This window comes from Spirosoma pomorum, from assembly GCF_054776615.1.
On the sequence record NZ_BAAHBP010000038.1, the window covers coordinates 35691 to 53397 of the forward strand.

The 17707-nt window shown below is 50.3% G+C and carries 19 protein-coding genes; 15 read left to right on the plus strand and 4 right to left on the minus strand.

Annotation, left to right across the window (positions count from 1 at the left end; all coding sequences use genetic code 11):
* Window positions 1-56 precede the first annotated feature (56 nt).
* The 10 genes from ACYVAD_RS23550 (at window position 57) to ACYVAD_RS23595 (ending at window position 9810) form a co-directional block, all read left to right on the plus strand.
* Window positions 57-629, plus strand: coding sequence for a DinB family protein (locus tag ACYVAD_RS23550; RefSeq protein ID WP_461142005.1), 573 nt, complete (start codon window positions 57-59; stop codon window positions 627-629).
* A 155-nt stretch (window positions 630-784) separates the two neighbouring features.
* Window positions 785-1207, plus strand: coding sequence for an EVE domain-containing protein (locus ACYVAD_RS23555; protein WP_461142006.1), 423 nt, complete (start codon window positions 785-787; stop codon window positions 1205-1207).
* A 74-nt stretch (window positions 1208-1281) separates the two neighbouring features.
* Window positions 1282-2214, plus strand: coding sequence for a class I SAM-dependent methyltransferase (locus tag ACYVAD_RS23560; RefSeq protein ID WP_461142007.1), 933 nt, complete (start codon window positions 1282-1284; stop codon window positions 2212-2214).
* Window positions 2215-2330: 116 nt separating this feature from the next.
* Window positions 2331-3623, plus strand: coding sequence for a tetratricopeptide repeat protein (locus ACYVAD_RS23565; RefSeq protein ID WP_461142008.1), 1293 nt, complete (start codon window positions 2331-2333; stop codon window positions 3621-3623).
* Window positions 3624-3744: 121 nt separating this feature from the next.
* The gene (gene thrS, locus ACYVAD_RS23570) at window positions 3745-5688 is read left to right on the plus strand and encodes a threonine--tRNA ligase (protein WP_461142009.1); all 1944 of its coding nucleotides are present in this window, start codon (window positions 3745-3747) and stop codon (window positions 5686-5688) included.
* 192 nt (window positions 5689-5880) lie between these two features.
* On the plus strand, window positions 5881-6438 hold the full coding sequence (infC, locus tag ACYVAD_RS23575) for a translation initiation factor IF-3 (protein WP_461142010.1): 558 nt from the start codon (window positions 5881-5883) through the stop codon (window positions 6436-6438).
* Window positions 6439-6613: 175 nt separating this feature from the next.
* Window positions 6614-6808, plus strand: a complete 195-nt coding sequence (gene rpmI, locus ACYVAD_RS23580; protein ID WP_461142011.1) for a 50S ribosomal protein L35 — start codon at window positions 6614-6616, stop codon at window positions 6806-6808.
* A gap of 96 nt (window positions 6809-6904) precedes the next feature.
* Entirely contained in the window at window positions 6905-7249 is a 345-nt protein-coding gene (rplT, locus tag ACYVAD_RS23585; protein WP_176567490.1) for a 50S ribosomal protein L20, read from the plus strand.
* 240 nt (window positions 7250-7489) lie between these two features.
* Entirely contained in the window at window positions 7490-8197 is a 708-nt protein-coding gene (locus tag ACYVAD_RS23590) for a hypothetical protein (RefSeq protein ID WP_461142012.1), read from the plus strand.
* Between the two features lie 17 nt (window positions 8198-8214).
* Window positions 8215-9810 (plus strand): hypothetical protein, encoded by a 1596-nt coding sequence (locus ACYVAD_RS23595; RefSeq protein ID WP_461142013.1) that lies wholly within the window; start codon window positions 8215-8217, stop codon window positions 9808-9810.
* A 61-nt stretch (window positions 9811-9871) separates the two neighbouring features.
* Here ACYVAD_RS23595 and ACYVAD_RS23600 read toward each other — a convergent pair whose 3' ends face one another.
* A complete protein-coding gene (locus ACYVAD_RS23600; RefSeq protein WP_461142014.1) occupies window positions 9872-12184 on the minus strand; it encodes an O-antigen ligase family protein in 2313 nt (770 codons plus the stop codon).
* A gap of 281 nt (window positions 12185-12465) precedes the next feature.
* Between ACYVAD_RS23600 and mgrA the strand changes: the two genes are divergently transcribed.
* Both mgrA and ACYVAD_RS23610 read left to right on the plus strand, forming a co-directional pair.
* On the plus strand, window positions 12466-13479 hold the full coding sequence (gene mgrA / locus ACYVAD_RS23605; protein WP_461142015.1) for an L-glyceraldehyde 3-phosphate reductase: 1014 nt from the start codon (window positions 12466-12468) through the stop codon (window positions 13477-13479).
* 43 nt (window positions 13480-13522) lie between these two features.
* Window positions 13523-14716 (plus strand): PQQ-dependent sugar dehydrogenase, encoded by a 1194-nt coding sequence (locus ACYVAD_RS23610; RefSeq protein WP_461142016.1) that lies wholly within the window; start codon window positions 13523-13525, stop codon window positions 14714-14716.
* A gap of 84 nt (window positions 14717-14800) precedes the next feature.
* On the opposite strand, the gene ACYVAD_RS23615 is transcribed toward ACYVAD_RS23610, so the two are convergent.
* The 3 genes from ACYVAD_RS23615 to ACYVAD_RS23625 form a co-directional block, all read right to left on the minus strand.
* Window positions 14801-15424 carry a DUF4833 domain-containing protein gene (locus ACYVAD_RS23615; protein WP_461142017.1) on the minus strand — a complete coding sequence of 208 codons (624 nt, stop codon included), beginning with the start codon at window positions 15422-15424 and terminating at the stop codon, window positions 14801-14803.
* A complete protein-coding gene (locus ACYVAD_RS23620) occupies window positions 15421-15606 on the minus strand; it encodes a hypothetical protein (RefSeq protein WP_461142018.1) in 186 nt (61 codons plus the stop codon). Before ACYVAD_RS23620 ends, ACYVAD_RS23615 begins: the two co-directional genes overlap by 4 nt.
* 207 nt (window positions 15607-15813) lie before the next feature.
* Window positions 15814-16254 carry a nuclease A inhibitor family protein gene (locus ACYVAD_RS23625; RefSeq protein ID WP_461142019.1) on the minus strand — a complete coding sequence of 147 codons (441 nt, stop codon included), beginning with the start codon at window positions 16252-16254 and terminating at the stop codon, window positions 15814-15816.
* 112 nt (window positions 16255-16366) lie between these two features.
* On the opposite strand from ACYVAD_RS23625, the gene ACYVAD_RS23630 reads away from it, so the two are divergent.
* The 3 genes from ACYVAD_RS23630 to ACYVAD_RS23640 are packed head-to-tail and all read left to right on the plus strand — an operon-like array spanning window position 16367 to window position 17532.
* The gene (locus tag ACYVAD_RS23630; protein WP_461142020.1) at window positions 16367-16924 is read left to right on the plus strand and encodes a hypothetical protein; all 558 of its coding nucleotides are present in this window, start codon (window positions 16367-16369) and stop codon (window positions 16922-16924) included.
* 42 nt (window positions 16925-16966) lie between these two features.
* On the plus strand, window positions 16967-17218 hold the full coding sequence (locus tag ACYVAD_RS23635) for a hypothetical protein (protein ID WP_461142021.1): 252 nt from the start codon (window positions 16967-16969) through the stop codon (window positions 17216-17218).
* The gene (locus ACYVAD_RS23640) at window positions 17215-17532 is read left to right on the plus strand and encodes a superoxide dismutase family protein (RefSeq protein ID WP_461142064.1); all 318 of its coding nucleotides are present in this window, start codon (window positions 17215-17217) and stop codon (window positions 17530-17532) included. Before ACYVAD_RS23635 ends, ACYVAD_RS23640 begins: the two co-directional genes overlap by 4 nt.
* Window positions 17533-17707 lie beyond the last annotated feature (175 nt).

Genomic DNA, 17707 nt, shown 5'->3' on the forward strand with positions numbered 1-17707 from the left:
CATATTCATTTAGCTGTAGGCTTAGACTAGTACACGACGCGCCAACTTATTACATTATGATTGCCAACGACGAACTGATTCGTATAATCGATCTGCTGAACACAACATATGAGAGTGAAGAAGCCTGGCATGGTCCCTCGGTAGTTGAGGCCTTGCGGGGAGTAACACCAGCTATGGCCGGCAAACGAATCACCCCTAATACACACACTATCGCCGAACTAGTTTTCCACATGACTAGCTGGCGTATATTCTGCGTTAAAAAGATGCAGGGCGATGCTGATTTTGACATTACAACGCCCGCTAAGGATTTTGGTGCATTACCCGACAAAATTGACGACTTCGAGTGGGAAGCGCTGGAAATGGAATTGAGTTTGAGCCAGGAAGAACTCGTCAATGAACTGGATAAGCGTGACGACGACGAATTCCTGGAAGACATTGTCCCCGGCCGTCAGTATACATATTATGATATGCTGCATGGCGTGATTAACCATGATCTCTACCATACCGGACAGATCATGATCCTGAAAAAAGCGTTTACGTTTCAAGGAGCAGGGGCTCGCTACGAAAACGACGCTGATGAGTACGGCTCACCCTTCGGCAACAGCCACGATCATGATGATTACTATTGATTAAAGAGCGGAGGAGTTAATGAGTGAAAGAGCGAATATACCGGCTGGAATCGCTCTTCACTCATTAAGTCTTTCCGCGTGGTCTGGTACCGTGGCGCGGTCCAGTTTCGCTTTTTCATTCATTCCCTCCGCTTCGGTGGTCCGATTTCACTCTTTTGAATTTCTGGTTAGTTAAATCCGAGCCCGACAAATACGGGTGGCACCATTTTACTGAACAAGGACGCGCCGTCTGGGATGGTGTTCGTAATTATCAGGCACGTAATAATCTGCGTGCCATGAAACTGGGTGATCAGGTACTCTATTATCATAGCGTAACCAACCCCTGCGTCGTTGGGCTGGCAACCGTTGTCAAAGAAGCATACCCTGATCCAACCGTTCCTGCTGAGCCGGGAGGCCCGCCAACTCCGTGGGTCGTCGTTGAATTGGAACCGGTAATGGCTCTTGCGAGGCCAGTATCATTGACCCAAATCAAAGCCGAGCCCATGTTGGCCTCGGTTGGCCTTATTAAACAGTCTCGTTTATCGGTGATGCCTATTCGGCCTGATGAGTTCGAACTGATTTTGAAAATGGCCCAGTAATTACCAACCTAGACAGTATCTGATGGCGGACTTGTCTCTATCTTGGAGCAGACAATCTCTTTTTACGTGAATTCATGCAATTAATTACCCCCGCGCCCTGGTCGGAATATGAACTGATTGACTCGGGTCAATTTCAAAAACTCGAACGGTTTGGCGAGTATATTCTCTCCCGACCAGAACCCCAGGCCATCTGGGACAAATCGCTGTCGGACAGGGAGTGGGAGAATGCGCACGCTACGTTCCGACGCGATCGTCAGTCGCCCGAGCGGGGCGACTGGCAAGTGGCGCCCGGTATGCGTGATCCCTGGTTCGTTACGTTCCAGCAGGGCGGACTGAATCTTAAATTTAAGCTGGCCTTAACGACTTTCAAACACGTAGGCCTTTTTCCGGAGCAGGCTGACAACTGGGCATTCATTCACGATAAAATTACTGCTCTGAACGAAACAGGTCAGAGCCGCCCCAAAGTCCTGAATCTCTTTGCCTACACCGGTGGCGCATCGCTGGCGGCCCGGCAGGCGGGTGCTGACGTAACGCACGTAGACGCCGTCAAACCGGTCATCAGCTGGGCGCGGGAAAACATGGATTACAGCGGCCTGGATAACATCCGCTGGGTGGTGGAAGACGCGGTCAAATTTGTTCGGCGGGAGGTTCGCCGGGGGAATAAGTATCAGGGTATTATTCTGGACCCACCTGCTTACGGACGAGGCCCCGATGGCGAAAAATGGGTGCTGGAAGAACACCTGACCGATCTGCTAAAGTCCTGTGCCGACTTACTGGACCAGCAGGATTTCTTCTTTATCATTAATTTATACTCACTCGGCTTCTCATCGTTGTTGCTCGATAACCTGATGAGCCAAATTTTTGGTGACGTGCCGAACGCCGAATGGGGTGAACTGTTCATGGGTGACCAAAGTCGCAAGCGTCTTCCATTGGGCGTCTTTTATCGGTTTGCATCTGTACCTTTGTTAAAGAGCGAATCGGACCGCCGAAGCGGAACAAACGAGTGAAAGAGCAAAAAAGCGACATAAGCGCCGTTGGAAGAGTGCTACTACAGGCAATACATGCGCAAAGCCAACAAGCGATTCGTGACGGACTGAAACACCAGAGTCGTATCGTATGGCTTATGCGTTCCGTGAGCCAGTACGTCGTCGCGCTTGTCTGGAAACAAAAGCCTCAGGTGTCCGCTCATGTACCAGTTTCTATTACAACATCATCGCTCTTTCTTCCTTTCGTTCTTTCGCTCTTTTTATTTTCCTGCAGTGATGAAACCCGGCAATCGGCCCGAATCCATGAGGTACCGCAAGTGGGCGATAGTAGTCGGGTGGAAGGAGCGTTACAAGCGCTGACGAATGCCATCAATCAATCGTCACCCGCGTCGGCGTATGCCAAACGAGCCGTGATCCTGCTGGATATGGGGCGGGTGAATGAAGCTTTGGCGGATATTGACGAAGCCGTTAGCCGCGAGCCCAATATCGGTACTTATTACCTGACCCGGGCTCGGGTATTGCGAGCGTTACAACAGCCAGCCAAAGCGCTTGACAATGCCCAGCGGGCCGAAATTCTGGGGGTTGATACGCCCGAACTTTACACGCTGCAGGGGGATCTACTCCAGCAACAGCGTCAGTTTGATCGGGCGCAGTTGTACGTAGCGCGTGCTCTGCAGATGGCACCGTACGACGGCGACGCTTATTTTTTCAAAGGATTGATGGCGGCTAAACTGGGCGATACGATCCAGGCGTTGGCCCTATACAAACATTCGCTGCAACTAAAACCTCGTAACCTGGACACATACAGTCAGTTAGCGTCCGTTTATCGGGCATTGAAAGATCCGTACTCGGCACTAACGTACAATGAACAGGCCATCCGGTATTTTCCCAACAACGCCCGACTGTGTTATAGTCAGGGCGTTACATACCACATCGCTGGGAGGCTGGATAGTGCCGTGGTTTGGTATCAACAAGCGGTTAAGCTGCAACCGAACTATTACCAGGCTTATTTTCAGATTGGCTTAATCAATCAGGCTTACCGGAATTATTACAATGCACTGGCCAATTATCAGCGAGTGCAGCAGCTCCGGCCTCAGTTTCCGCGGATCGATACGTATATCGGCTATTGTTTCGAGCAGACCGGGCAATATGATCTTGCTATCGGTGCTTATGATAAAGCAACGAAGCTGGATGCGAACGACAAACTAGCTTACCAGGGTTTATGGCGGGCACAGCGCCGGCAATACACGCGAAATTCGTATAACCCATTACTTTTGCCGGACGCTTCGGCGGAGGCCGCAGCGGCAGCGGGTCGGAGTAGGCAAGTGCTGGACACGACCCGTGTGCGGATATCGACCATTCAGCCTAAAGCGACCAACTCGGCGGGGGGAAGCGATTCGTTGCGCCGAACCATAAAACCAATCAACTAAAAACCGTCAGCCAGTTATTTTGGCGGGAAAATTGAACGGAGAATACCTGTAAACGTTTACTTATATGAGTGGTCTGCAGTTGTAGGCAGACCACGGTTGCCCACAAATAAACCATAGACGCATGATTGCGCAGGACCAACAAATCCGCGTAACGCTGCCCGACGGGAGCGTTCGAGAGTACCCTAAAGGAAGTACCGGCCTAGATATCGCTTCTCGTATTAGCGAAGGCCTGGCTCGTAACGTACTGGCCGCTAAAGTAAACGGCGTCGTGCAGGACGCTGCCCGGCCCATTGAGGAAGACGCCAATGTGCAGCTTCTGACCTGGAATGACACTGAAGGAAAGGCTACCTTCTGGCACTCCTCGGCTCACTTGCTGGCCGAAGCGCTCGAAGCGCTGTATCCAGGCGTAAAATTCGGGATTGGACCAGCCATCGAAACGGGTTTTTACTACGATGTGGATCTGAACGGCCAGTCATTCTCGCAGGAAGATTTTAAGAAGGTAGAAGACAAAATGCTGGAGCTGGCCCGCCAGAAGCAGCAGTACGTCCGTAAACCTGTCAGCAAGGCTGATGCGATCGCCTACTTTAACGAAAAAGGCGATCCGTACAAACTAGACCTGATCGACGGGCTGGAAGATGGGTCGATTACGTTCTATACCCAGGGCGACTTTACCGATCTGTGTCGAGGACCGCATATTCCCAATACGGGCTTTATTAAAGCGGCCAAGATCATGAACGTAGCGGGCGCTTACTGGCGTGGAAACGAGAAGAACAAACAGCTGACTCGTATCTACGCCGTTACGTATCCAAAACAGAAAGAACTGGATGACTACCTGTTCCTGCTGGAGGAAGCCAAAAAGCGTGACCACCGCAAACTGGGTAAAGAACTGGACCTGTTTGCGTTCTCGGGAAAAGTAGGGCAGGGACTTCCCCTGTGGTTACCCAAGGGAACCATGTTGCGCGAGCGGCTGGAGAACTTTCTGCGCCGGGCCCAGATCCGGGCGGGTTACTCGCCGGTCGTTACGCCCCATATCGGTAGCAAGCAGTTGTACGTTACGTCGGGACACTGGGAGAAATATGGTGAGGATTCGTTTCAGCCGATCCGGACGCCGGACCCGAATGAGGAGTTCCTGCTGAAACCAATGAACTGCCCGCACCACTGCGAGATCTACAAAACCCGGCCCCGCTCGTACCGCGACCTGCCCCTGCGACTCGCTGAGTTCGGTACGGTATACCGCTACGAGCAATCAGGTGAATTACACGGACTAACCCGTGTGCGGGGCTTTACGCAGGACGATGCTCACATCTTCTGCCGCCCCGATCAGGTGAAGGAGGAGTTCATGAAGGTGATCGACTTAGTACTGTACGTATTCAAATCGTTGGGCTTCGACGATTATAGTGCGCAGATATCACTTCGCGATCCTGAGAACAAGGAAAAATACATCGGATCTGACGATCTTTGGGAGAAAGCCGAAGCGGCCATCATTGAGTCGGCTGCCGAAAAAGGCCTTCCGACCGTAGTTGAAATGGGTGAAGCTGCTTTTTACGGACCAAAACTTGATTTCATGGTTCGCGATGCCCTCGGGCGCCGGTGGCAGTTGGGCACTATCCAGGTAGATTACAACTTGCCAAACCGGTTCGAGCTGGAGTACATCGGAGCCGATAACCAGAAACACCGGCCGGTAATGATTCACCGGGCCCCATTTGGTTCGCTGGAGCGGTTCATTGCTATTCTGATTGAGAATACGGCGGGTAACTTCCCGCTCTGGCTATCACCAGATCAGATTGCGATTCTGCCGATTTCGGAGAAATACGAGGACTACGCTAATGATCTGTTCCTGACGTTGCAGGAGCATGACATCCGTGGATTCGTGGATTTACGGGATGAGAAAATCGGCCGAAAGATCCGGGACGCGGAAGTCAACAAAGTACCATACATGCTTGTCGTGGGCGAGAAAGAAGCGGCTGAAGGAAAAATATCGGTTCGTCGTAAAGGCCAGGGTGACCTGGGTAGTATGACCATTGACGAATTTGTACAAACCTTTCAGTCAGAAGTGAAATTATAAGAAGTAATAGTCTGCTTAGACCGGTGTTACGTTCGCGTATATCGACAGGACGTAGCGCCGGTCTACTGCAATCATACGTTTGGTAAGCAAACTTGTACAGAATCTGTATTTTGAATAGCTTTCCCGAACTTTTTACGAATCAATACGTTATCCAAACGACTTTTACGAGTCAGTTACACTTAAACACAATATATGGCATTACCCCAGCGCAGACCACCCCGTCGCGTGGTTGAAGAACCCTACAAAGTCAATGAGCGCATCCTGGCCCGTGAAGTTCGGGTGGTCGGTGAAAATGTAGAGCAGGGAATCTACGATATAAATAAAGCACAGGCGCTAGCCCGAGCCCAGAATCTTGATCTGGTTGAAGTCTCGCCTAATGCTGTTCCTCCCGTTTGTCGTATTGTAGACTATTCGAAGTTTAAATACGAGCAGAAGAAAAAGCAGAAAGAAATCAAAGCGAACGCCACGAAAGTGGTGATCAAAGAAATCCGGTTCGGCCCGAATACCGACGACCACGACTTCGAGTTCAAACTGAAGCACGCCATCAACTTCCTGAAAGAAGGAGCCAAAGTGAAGGCGTACGTGCAGTTTGTCGGCCGGGCGATTGTTTTCAAAGACCGCGGTTTTCAATTGCTGGAGCGTTTCTCGAAAGGACTCGAAGAGTTTGGAAAGATCGAAGCCGAGCCAAAACTGGAAGGCAAACGCATGACCATGTTCCTGGCTCCTAAAACGGTGACGGTTAAGAAATAATTAGTTTGTCAGATCACGCGTCCGTCTTAATCGTTCACTAGGCGATTAAGACGGACGCGTGGCGTTTTGGTGTAAATCAATAAAAGGCGCCAAAGGAATAATGGCATTCTGATCGAAAAAAACGTATCTTTGCGGCCTGTTTACTCAATTTTTCACAAGTAGCGTTTCCAAGACAATGCCAAAAGTTAAAACAAACTCGGCGGCCAAGAAGCGGTTCAAGCTGACCGGTACCGGGAAAATCAAGCGGAAGCACGCCTTCCACAGTCACATTCTGACGAAAAAAACGACGAAACAAAAGCGTAACCTGGTTCACGCTACGGTCGTTGTTAAAGCAGACGAAACACGTATCAAAGCGCTGTTGAACGTCTAAAAAAGACGCAGTTGCGTCTGGTTTCACGTTTCACCCGATTACTGGCCATCAAGTACCCGTTAAGTGGTCGCCAGTCGTCAAAAAACACAACTTATTATGCCACGTTCCGTCAATCACGTTGCCTCACGGGCGCGTCGGAAAAAAGTAATGAAGCTGGCCAAAGGATACTTCGGTCGGCGTAAAAATGTCTGGACGGTTGCTAAAAACGCCGTCGAGAAAGGTTTAGGATACGCATACCGCGACCGTCGTGCCAAGAAACGGGATTTCCGTGGTCTCTGGATTCAGCGGATCAATGCGGGTGCGCGCATCAATGGCATGTCGTACTCGGCCCTGATGGGTGCTCTGAATAAGTCAGGCATCGAACTGAACCGTAAAGTACTGGCCGACCTGGCCATGAACCACCCGGAAGCGTTTGCTGCCGTTGTGGAACAAGTGAAGTAAACAGACCTGTGTATACGAAAACCCCGGCTCAAAAGTCGGGGTTTTTTGTTTTACGTTAATATGTGTATGTGTTTTGTTGGATAGGTTTCCTATTTGTTACTGGACAGATTTTAGGGTATATAAACATCCGCTAAGTAAATACAGTCCTTTCCTGGATACCGTTCGATGTAATGATCTTGGCGACGACTCAGGTTATAGTTAACTATAGCCTGAGTTTTTTTTTACCAAATCCATAGTCGAATGAAACACCTTTTACTAGCGCTGGCCCTTGCTTCGCCCCTCGTAGCGACCTGCCAGACGGATTCGTTACGTTCTGAACCTGCTGCCGTCCCGGCGCATTCGCTACCGCTTTATCGACCCGGCTTTGCCTTCATGATTTCGGCTGGTACAGCCGGGGGCGGTGCCGCTGTTGGCTATTCCATCAACCGTCAGCTAGCCGTTCGGCTTGGTATGAATCTCTTCAATTACAAAGGGAATCTGAAAAGCGGCAAAGACTCCGACGAAATTCAAATCGGTTTCGATTATGCGGTGAAGTTGAAAAGTGCTGATTTATTACTGGACTATTACCCATTCAAAAGAGCTGGATTCAGACTGACCGGGGGAGCCTATTACAATCTTAACCAGATATCCTTTTTTGGGAAGCCGACGAAAGACGTAAAAATCAATGACGTGGTCTTTACGATCAATGAAGTAGGAACGCTGGACGGTAAGGCAAATTTTAACAAGCTTGCTCCTTACATCGGTTTGGGCTGGGGCAATCCTTACACCCGCCACCGGCTCAAGTTTATGCTGGACATCGGATTCTTCTACCAGCAGTCCCCCATCATTACGTTCAAGACGACTGGTCTGCTTGAGCCGTCATCTGATCAGGGTGAAGTTATTCAGAACAACCTGAAGCCACTGAAGTATTATCCCGTTGTCAACCTAGGCTTATCCTATAAATTATAATCCATCTCCAACTGATTATGCAGAACATATTCTACCAACCAAAATGGCAATTATTGAAGACTATCGGGCTATCAACAGCGCTGGGGGTCTTAGTTGGATGCCAGGACCTGAACGACATCAAAAACATCGATCCGTTAAAAGGCGTCGTTTTCAAACTGAACTACGAGCCAGCAAAAACACTGATGCAGGGGTTAGTGGTGGATGCCAAAACGGGAATGCAACTGGACGTACCCATAACCGTATCCGTTTTTGGTCCTGATGCCTCCCGCGTGATTACCTACGAAGGAGTGTCAACAACCTCCTTTAAGAATGAAAAAGGGGATATTTTCATTGGGTTGATTGGCAGTGTGCCTTCGACGGCGAAACCCGCTGAACTACGGGTTGTGGTTGACGCACCGGGTTATATTGGCTCAAGCCAATACCTGACGATTCGGGAAGCCAAGCCTGAACCGTTTTCGATTCGGCTGGTAAAAGAAGATGCACCACCGGTGGGGGTAGCTATATCGACGGAAACGGTCGAAACCAACTCGACAGGCGTAGTGAAAACTGCGGAAGTGATCTCAACGCCTATCACGAACTCTAACTCGACTCAGGTCACCGTAGAATTACCAGCAGGTACGCAACTCAAAGATGAGAAGGGGCAGGCGGTAACCGGTAATTTGTCAGCCGCTGTTGCTGCCTATTCATCGCAGAATCAGTCGTCACTTAGCGCCTTTCCGGGTGGTTTTGAAACGCGGGTGAGTCGGGACAACCAGGGGCAGACGAACTCGGCGGGGTCATTTGCTACAGCAGGTTTTGCATCCATCGAAATTGCATCGTCCAGTGGACAGAAAGTGGCCAATTTCAGCCAACCAGTCAAAGTAGAGATGGAGGTGTCAAAAGCCTTGATCAACCCTGAGACTAATGCACCGGTCAAAGTTGGGGATAAGATTCCTGTGTTTAGCTATAATGAGAATACAGGTGAATGGATATACGAGCGTGATGCTGTGGTGAAATCAGAGCAGGGAGAATTGCAAGTCGAGTTAGAGATTACACACCTATCCTGGTATAATCTGGACTGGTTCTACACGGGACGAAATTGCGATACAGGCGGATGGACAATCACAGGCAAACCAGATGGGCAAGCTGTCCGTTGGGTTCTCTTCCGGGGCGATTCGTACTATAGTAGCGGAATATCTTATGAAAACTCGGTTAATTTTTATTATCCTTTTCCTGGTCAGGCCCGGCTCGAACTGTTCGCCCTGAATGGTAGCAAGATCGGTTCTTCGACGGTTAACAGCATTTGTGGTAATAATTCAGTAGCTGTCAATTATCCACAACTAGTTGATACAAAGGTTAAAGTGTTGGCTTATTGCGAAAACAACAACAACGTTCAAATCTCACCCTCGACCTGGGTGTATTATCGCAAAGCGGGAAGCAGTGACCCAATGAGTGTAGCTTACTTCACCGCCGGCCAAGGAACGTTGACCGGATTGGAGCCTAACACAAATTACGAAGCTGGTGTGTACTACAATGGGTTTCAATCAAGAGTAATCAACTCGGGTAATCAGTCTGGTAATCAAGTAGTCGAGATCATATTCAAGAAGAACGTTACGATCTGTTCGGGTAAATAGAAATGTGACTAAAGTGCATAAAAAGCTAAATCCCAGCCTTTGAAGGCTGGGATTTAGCTTTTTACTGGGCAATGTCCTGAGCCATAGCGATTAGCCGGTCGGGACGGATGCCGCGTTGACCTTCGTTGATGACCTGTTGCATGGTGGCATAATCGTACTTGCTATTTGGATAAAGGTGATAAAAGCTATTGATAGCGCTCGTCATCTGCGTCAGGTCATGAGTATCAAAAGCCGTTAGTGCCCATTCTACAAAAACGGCGGGCGTATAGGTGCCTTTATAGGTCGTCTGTGAGATCCGATTCACAAATTCGTGCGGGCTGCCGGCCTGGGTATAAATCCGCTTGATAAATGTCAGCCGGTTGATGAGGGTTTCGGTACTGATGTTCCTGAGTGTCGCAAAACAACGGGTCGTATCTCGTTGCAGGGCGAACGTCAGGGCTTTGTATAAAACCGGTTCCTGCCATTGTGGTTGTAAACGGGAAGCCGTATCGAAAACGGCAACGGCCTGGCTAAACTGTTGCTTTGCCAGCAGGGCGTTACCCAATTGCAGAAAAGCCGACGGGCGTCGATTACTTTCCAATCTATTAATTTGCCGATACGTAACAATAGCCTTGTCGCTTTCGCCACCGGCCAGATAGAGTGCGGCCACTCGGGCCATTAATCGGGTATAGTCCGGATGCCGACGAAGCTGCTCCTGCACCAGCTGGCTACTGCGTTGGTAGCAAAACTGTTTGGTCGCGGCCGGTAATGTACTTTGCAGGACGCTAAGCGTCAGCGATGTGGCGGCATCGGACAGGTCAAGCTGATGACCAGGCTCATGATCATAAATGGATTCCAGCGCCATGATTCGTTGCTGGACGTCCGTGAGGAGGTTTTGCCGATCAAGCGCCCGAAGTGTCCGGAAGGGTCGGTATACCGAATAGATAAATAACGTAACAGCTAGAGTTAGTATACCAACCCGGGCTGGAAGGAGCCAGCGTAGAGATAAACTTGACACAGAAATCGGAGTCGATACGGTCGAACTTGTCGCCGTATCGACGAATGCCAGCAGGATGAAGAAAAGCTGTAAGGACAGCAGGCTGTCGAAGTTAAGTAGATTAAACAGGAAGTAGCCAACGAAAACGCTAGCCAACGCTATTCGCTCGAACGGAGTGAAATCCTTATTCGCGCGTAGCCGCTGAACCAGGCACAGCCAGACAAACAGATAGCTGCAAAGCCCTAAAAGACCCGTCGAGAATAACCAGTCGACAAACAGATTATGGGTCCGGTCGTACCAGTCCTGCGTGCCCGAAACGGCCAGCGACGCATCGTAATTGCGCGCGAAACCATAGCTGAAATTTTCCTGTCCCCAGCCTAGTAGCGGACGGTCCAGAAAACTGTCAAGCCCAATTTTCCAGCAGACAAAACGAGGAGAAAACGTATTGAACTCGCCAGTAAAGTGAGTAAGGCGGTACATAATCGGAAACTGCTGGAAAAATGCCAACTGACTAACTAACCAGAATGAACCGCCTAGTATCGCCAGCCCCAGCGCCAGCCAACTTACACTGGCCCGCCAGTTCTGCGAGCGGTGCCACATCGTTGCGCCAGCCAAATAGAGCCCGCCAAGAACCAATGCCAGTAAAGCCGACCGGGTACCAGACAGGTAGATGCCCGTTACTAACGTAACGCTAACCAGTGCCAGGACGGTCAGACGAACAGACAGAGTAATCCCTGGGAACTGTGTAACGAGATAAACACTCAGAAATAAATTCATGAGCAGGTAAGCAGCCAGAAAGGCTGGATTTCCTACGGTAGCGACGAGCCGATGATCGACGGCCTGCCAGCCGCTGCTTTGGGTAGCCCCCCAAATAACTACAGTAAGGGCGACCGATACATTGAGTAAAAGGGCAGCGTTCCACTGTTGCCGCGAAAAGGGAATTCGGGTCAGGACGAAGAAATACAGGCCCAGGTGTAGGTAAAGCAGGAAGCCTTCCAGCCGGAGGTAGGTAGAGAAAAAACTTTGAAGCGGATCGACGCCAAAACTGTCCGCCAAGGCAAGAACGAGGAGTAATAACAAGACTGAGAGTTGCAAGCGGGAAAGCTTACCCGAAAAGAAGCCAGATCTGAGTACCGCAATGATAGCCATGGCCTCGACTAGTGCGGAGAAATACCAGGTCCGCTCAGAAACAAAGCCAAAATAAGTCGTTGAACTATAGACCAGCGGAGTTAGTAGAGTAGCCAGGAATAAACCAAAGAGCAGAGCCGGGGCCGACCGACTGATCGTTTGAGGCCGGTACGTTATTGGGTTCGGCTCGGTTGCTACTGGCTTTCTCGATGAGGAAACTGCGAGTGTTGGCCGATTAGGCCTGCGTTGGGGTGTGGATTTTTGTTTCATTACCTGCGAGAGATATACAGCACTGCAAGTAATGAAATGATAATCAAATAGTTAAATGAATGAATTTGGGTGTGATAATGCGTTTGTTTTGCCAATTGCCGGTTACGATGGGTTGATGTGCTGGATTACAGCTAGTATTGTTAGACCAATAATTCGGAAGGTGGACAACGCTGGCGGGATCTATCGAAACGATTTGTTATTGTATTGTCCTGTTTTCTGGAAAGAACAGCGGACTTTTGCTGGATACCCTTACTAAATCAAGTTAACGCTTACACTACACAATGACGTATTCTCCTTCTGCGGAACGATACATGAACATGCTGTATCGACGCTGCGGCAACAGCGGCTTATTACTGCCCGCCATTTCATTGGGATTATGGCACAACTTCGGGAAAATTGATAGCCTGGACAACGCCCGGGCCATGTTGCGGACGGCGTTCGACCACGGGATCACTCACTTTGATCTGGCGAATAATTATGGGCCCCCACCGGGCTCGGCCGAAGAAACGTTTGGGCAGCTTTTCAAAGAAGATTTTGCGCCCTTCCGGGATGAGTTAGTTATTTCGACCAAAGCCGGTTGGCCTATGTGGGATGGCCCTTACGGGAACTGGGGATCAAAGAAATACCTGGTAGCCAGTCTGGATCAGAGTCTGAAGCGAATGGGGCTCGATTACGTTGATATTTATTATCATCACCGCCCCGACCCGCATACGCCCCTGGAGGAAACCATGTCGGCGCTGGATCTAATCGTGCGACAGGGGAAAGCTCTGTACGTCGGTATTTCCAGCTATAGCGCTACCGAAACGGAACAGGCTATTGACCTGCTGAAACAACTGGGCACTCCCTGCCTGATTCACCAGCCCCGGTACTCGATGTTTGATCGGTGGGTAGAAGGCGGTCTGCTGGACGTACTGGAGCGGGAAGGCGTAGGTTGTATTCCATTTTCGCCACTGGAACAGGGACTGTTGACCAACAAGTACCTGAAAGGCATTCCGGCTGATTCCAGAGCCGCTAGTCACCGGGGGAACGGAGCCTTGGAAGGCGACCAGATCACGAATACTAAAATTGCCAAGGCTATCAAACTGAATGACGTTGCCCAGGCGCGCGGACAGGATCTGGCGCAACTGGCTTTATCCTGGATTCTGAAGGATAATCGTATTACATCGGTCCTGTTAGGCGCCAGTAAGCCCCAGCAGATCACTGATTCGTTACGTTGTCTCGACAACCTTACGTTCACGGCGGAGGAGATCGCAACGATCGATACGATTTTGCGCAGCGAAGAGTCGGACCGCTAACTAAAACCATGCTACATTTGATACGTCAATTTATTTACTCACGATGACTAATAAACTTATTGTACTGGCGACGGTCTCAGCGCTAGTACTGGCAACGCAGACGGACTCGCTGGCGCAAGTAGAAACCAAAGAGCCGAACTCAAACTATAAACCAGCTTTTGCCGGACAGACGCGGGTAGCGAGCGTTAAAACCAGCGCCGGATACGAAGGTAAAGTGCTGACGGAATCGCTCAAGTTTCCGTGGGGGATCACCAGCATGCCCGACGGGCGCTTTCTCATCACAGAGCGGGAAGGAACGCTGCGGATTGCGACTATGGATGGTAAGGTAAGTGAACCTGTCTCCGGTATTCCGGCCGTCAATCCATCGGGACAGGGCGGTCTGCTGGGCATTCGGGTTGATCCTGATTTCGAGAAAAACCGGATGGTATACTGGGTTTTTTCGGAAGCAACAACCGGCGGGAACCTGACCGCCGTGGCCAAAGGAAAACTGTCGGCCGATGAGAAAAAGATCGAAGGGGCGACCGTTATCTACCGGGCAACGCCTGCCTACAAAGGCAATCTGCACTACGGCGGACGTATATTGTTCGACAAGCAGGGTAACCTGATCATCAGCACTGGCGAGCGCTCGGATAAAGTAACCCGTCCGCAGGCCCAATCAATCAATTCCGGCCTGGGTAAAGTGATTCGTATTACGACTGATGGAAAACCCGCGGCCGGTAATCCCTTCATCGGCAAAGCCGACGCTCGTCCTGAACTGTACTCGTACGGCCACCGGAACGTACAGGGGCTGGCGATGAACCCCGCAACGGGCGATCTGTGGGAAGGAGAATTTGGTCCACGCGGTGGTGATGAGATCAACCGCATCGAAGCCGGGAAAAACTACGGCTGGCCCACTATTACCTACGGCATTGAATACAGTGGCGAGAAGGTTGGCGAAGGTATTCAGCAAAAGGCTGGGCTCGAACAACCCGTGTATTACTGGGATCCTTCGGTGTCGCCCAGCGGCATGACGTTCTATACCGGCGATAAAATGCCCGAATGGAAAAATAACCTTTTTGTAGGTACGCTGAGTGGTCTGCACATTGCCCGGCTGGTGATTGAAAATAACCGGGTTGTGGGCGAAGAGCGCCTGCTTGCCGATGAGACGCAGCGATTCCGGGATATTACCCAGGGGAAAGATGGCGCTCTGTACGCGATCACCGATCAGGGTCGTTTGTACCGGATCGCTGGGAAATAAGAAAAGTAGTTACTAAAAAAGCCGAGGGACATCGCTTTGTAGCGACGCCCCTCGGCTTTTTTAATTTATAGAATCGCGGACTAATTAGACCGATGTGTCATTCTTCATGGAAATTGGAATGCGTTCCAGGACGTTTTCACCCGTGGCGGTGTTGATGCCTTCCAGTTGAATGTAACGCACGTTCGGAACCCACATGGTTCCGCCCTCGATCCGGACGTAAAGCCGCTTTATTTGAATTTTTTTCTGGTTTACGTTGGCGTACACGTAGTAGTTGTTATCCCGTTCGGAGCGGGCCAAACGCAGAGGAAGTTTCTTGTACGATACAAAGTTCAATTCGTACTGACCGTTGCCCAGGGGGCGGGACTTGATACCATACGCAAAGGTTTTCTGTATATAGTTCAGTTCCTCGGGCTGCTTGTCTTCCGCGTACCGAATCCAGTAGACGTGCACCGGATCGTTTGTGACCAGCTTACCATCTTTTACGTTCAGAGCGCAGATGATGGTGTTCGTGTTTGGATCACGCTGGAGATAAAATAGCTGGTTGGGGATATGCTGTGGGACCGGAAAACTAAGGGGAGCCGATTGCCCTTGTGCAAACGGGCCAGCCAGAGAAACCAGCAACAGGAACGCCAGCAGCAAAGCTGTTTCTGAGCGAAGTCGCGTTTTCGTTACGTCTATCAGCTTAGAGAAAGCCTTCACTTGTGTCATAGTGTAATCGTCAGGAGAGTTGTAAAAATTAGTAAGTAACGGGGGTAAATACCTGAATCAATAAATCGAATACGTTGACCAACGGGATTGATATTCGAACGAAAAGCCCGGACGTAAATTTCGCGCTTGAGACCGACCCGGCAGTAATAATCCGTATTGACAAGTTGAGTTTTTCTGGCCATGCAGAGGTTGGCCAGGTGAAGGGGAGAACGTAAACAATACTATGTATAGTTCAGGTGACTTTGACCGGCAGACCCGAAAAAAGAGCCGCCTGCCCAAAACTCAGGGCAGGCGGCTAGTTATAAACTGAGTTGTGTCGTGACGTAGTAACCGACACGGTACAGATGATACCTAATAAAGAAAATACGTACGCTTGTGAAACCGAATGGCTAGGTTTCAACGACCATCGTTTTGAGGCCCATCCGCTCGCCACCGGGCAATCGCCCCAGCAGGAAAAGATCAATTTCCGATTCGCCAGCGCGAAATACCTGCCGCTCGGTCAGGTTGGCTTCCAGCACCTGCTTGAGTTGCTGAAATTTGGCCGTTCGTGCTTTTTCTTCGTCGCCGTACCAGTCCTGTTCGGTCAGGACAGGCTTCCAGAAGGCTTCTTCCGTAGATTCTTCAACGAAAACCGAAGGCGGCAGCATTTGCCAGTCTTTGATCTGACTTACCGTAAGCGGTTCTGGTTGAGTTAGGTAGCAGGAAACAACCTCCAACGGTTCGTCGGATTCGCTGGGATACAATAGATCCGTCAGCAGCGGCTGTACCTGTGCCGTAAAGGAAGTTGTATCCATCGGCTGACTCGGAGGGGCGGGTTGATCGCTGGTCATGTAAAGCAAAATAAAACCGACGAATTGACGGGTCGGTATCGTTCCGGGGGAAACCGGAAGTCATAAAACAATTATAGTAGTTTTGGTCTTAATCAACAAAATCAAGACGATCATGTTAGAGACCTTAATGAATTTGGTACGGCAGCAGGCAGGCTCTGCCATTACAAATAATGCGGCCATTCCGGGCAACAAACACGAAGACGCGATTCAGGCGGTTTCGGGCGGTATTCTAAGCGGTCTGCAACAGCAGGTGCAGGGGGGCGGTATCGGCAGCCTGATCGGTATGCTGACCGGCAACAGCGGAGCGCAGCAGGAAGTCAATCAGGGCGTTCAGAAAACAGTGCAGGACAATCTGTTGCAAAAACTGGGCATCTCTCCCCAAATCGCCATGTCCATCGCGGCTGCTGTTGTTCCCATGGTATTGAGTAAACTTAGCCAGAAAGCCCAGGACCCCAACGATAATTCGGTCAACACGAACGATGTTGTCGGCTCGTTGAGCGGTGGAAAAGACTGGATGGGTATGGCCCAGGCGGCTATGGCCGACGGCAAACTCGATATGAGCGACCTGACACGCATTATGGGTAACTCAGGCAGCAGTAACACGCAGGATAAGCCTAAGGAGCAGTCAGGCGGAGGACTGGGTGATATGCTCGGTGGTCTGTTTAAATAAAGCAAGTTAAAGTCATTCCTATACCCCTCAACCAGTCACATTATGAAAACGATGAGTAAAACAGGAATAGCAGGTGGTTGGATTATTCTCGGGCTGGGGATGACTAGCTTGCTGACAAGTTGCGCTGATCATTTCAACGTAACACGGGCCGCTGCCACCGTGAATATTGTCAATACCAGCGGTACGAGTATCGGAACGGCTAACCTGACCGAAAACAACAGTGGTGTCGTTACGCTGGACGTTAATGTAAATGGTCTGCCCCCGGCTCGCACGGTATCCACTTTCACGAGATAGGCGTCGTAGACCCGAAAGCATCCCCCGCCTTTTCAACGTCCGGCGATCACTATAACCCCGCCAGTAAGAAGCACGGCATCAGTAATCCACAGGGAACCCACGCCGGTGATTTAGCTAACCTGGAAGTTGATGCGCAGGGTAAAGGCCGGTTAACGACAACAACGGACCGAATTACGTTGACGCAGGGCGCTACGACCCTGTTTGATGCGAATGGTTCATCGCTGATTATTCATGCGAATACCGACGATCAGGTCACTGATCCATCGGGGAACAGCGGAGGGCGAATTGCCGGTGGCGTTGTTGTAAAACAGTAAAGCACAATAAACCCCAAAAGTCTGCCACGACTTACAAGGCTACGTGTTGGTGCCCGCCAATCTGGCCAAAGCAGCTCCTGTTTCTGTCAATCTGACAGCTTTGCGCACAATTATTCTGGCTGGCATTTGTATTGTTAGATGAAGGATGTCTGACAGTATTTGACACAGAAAACAA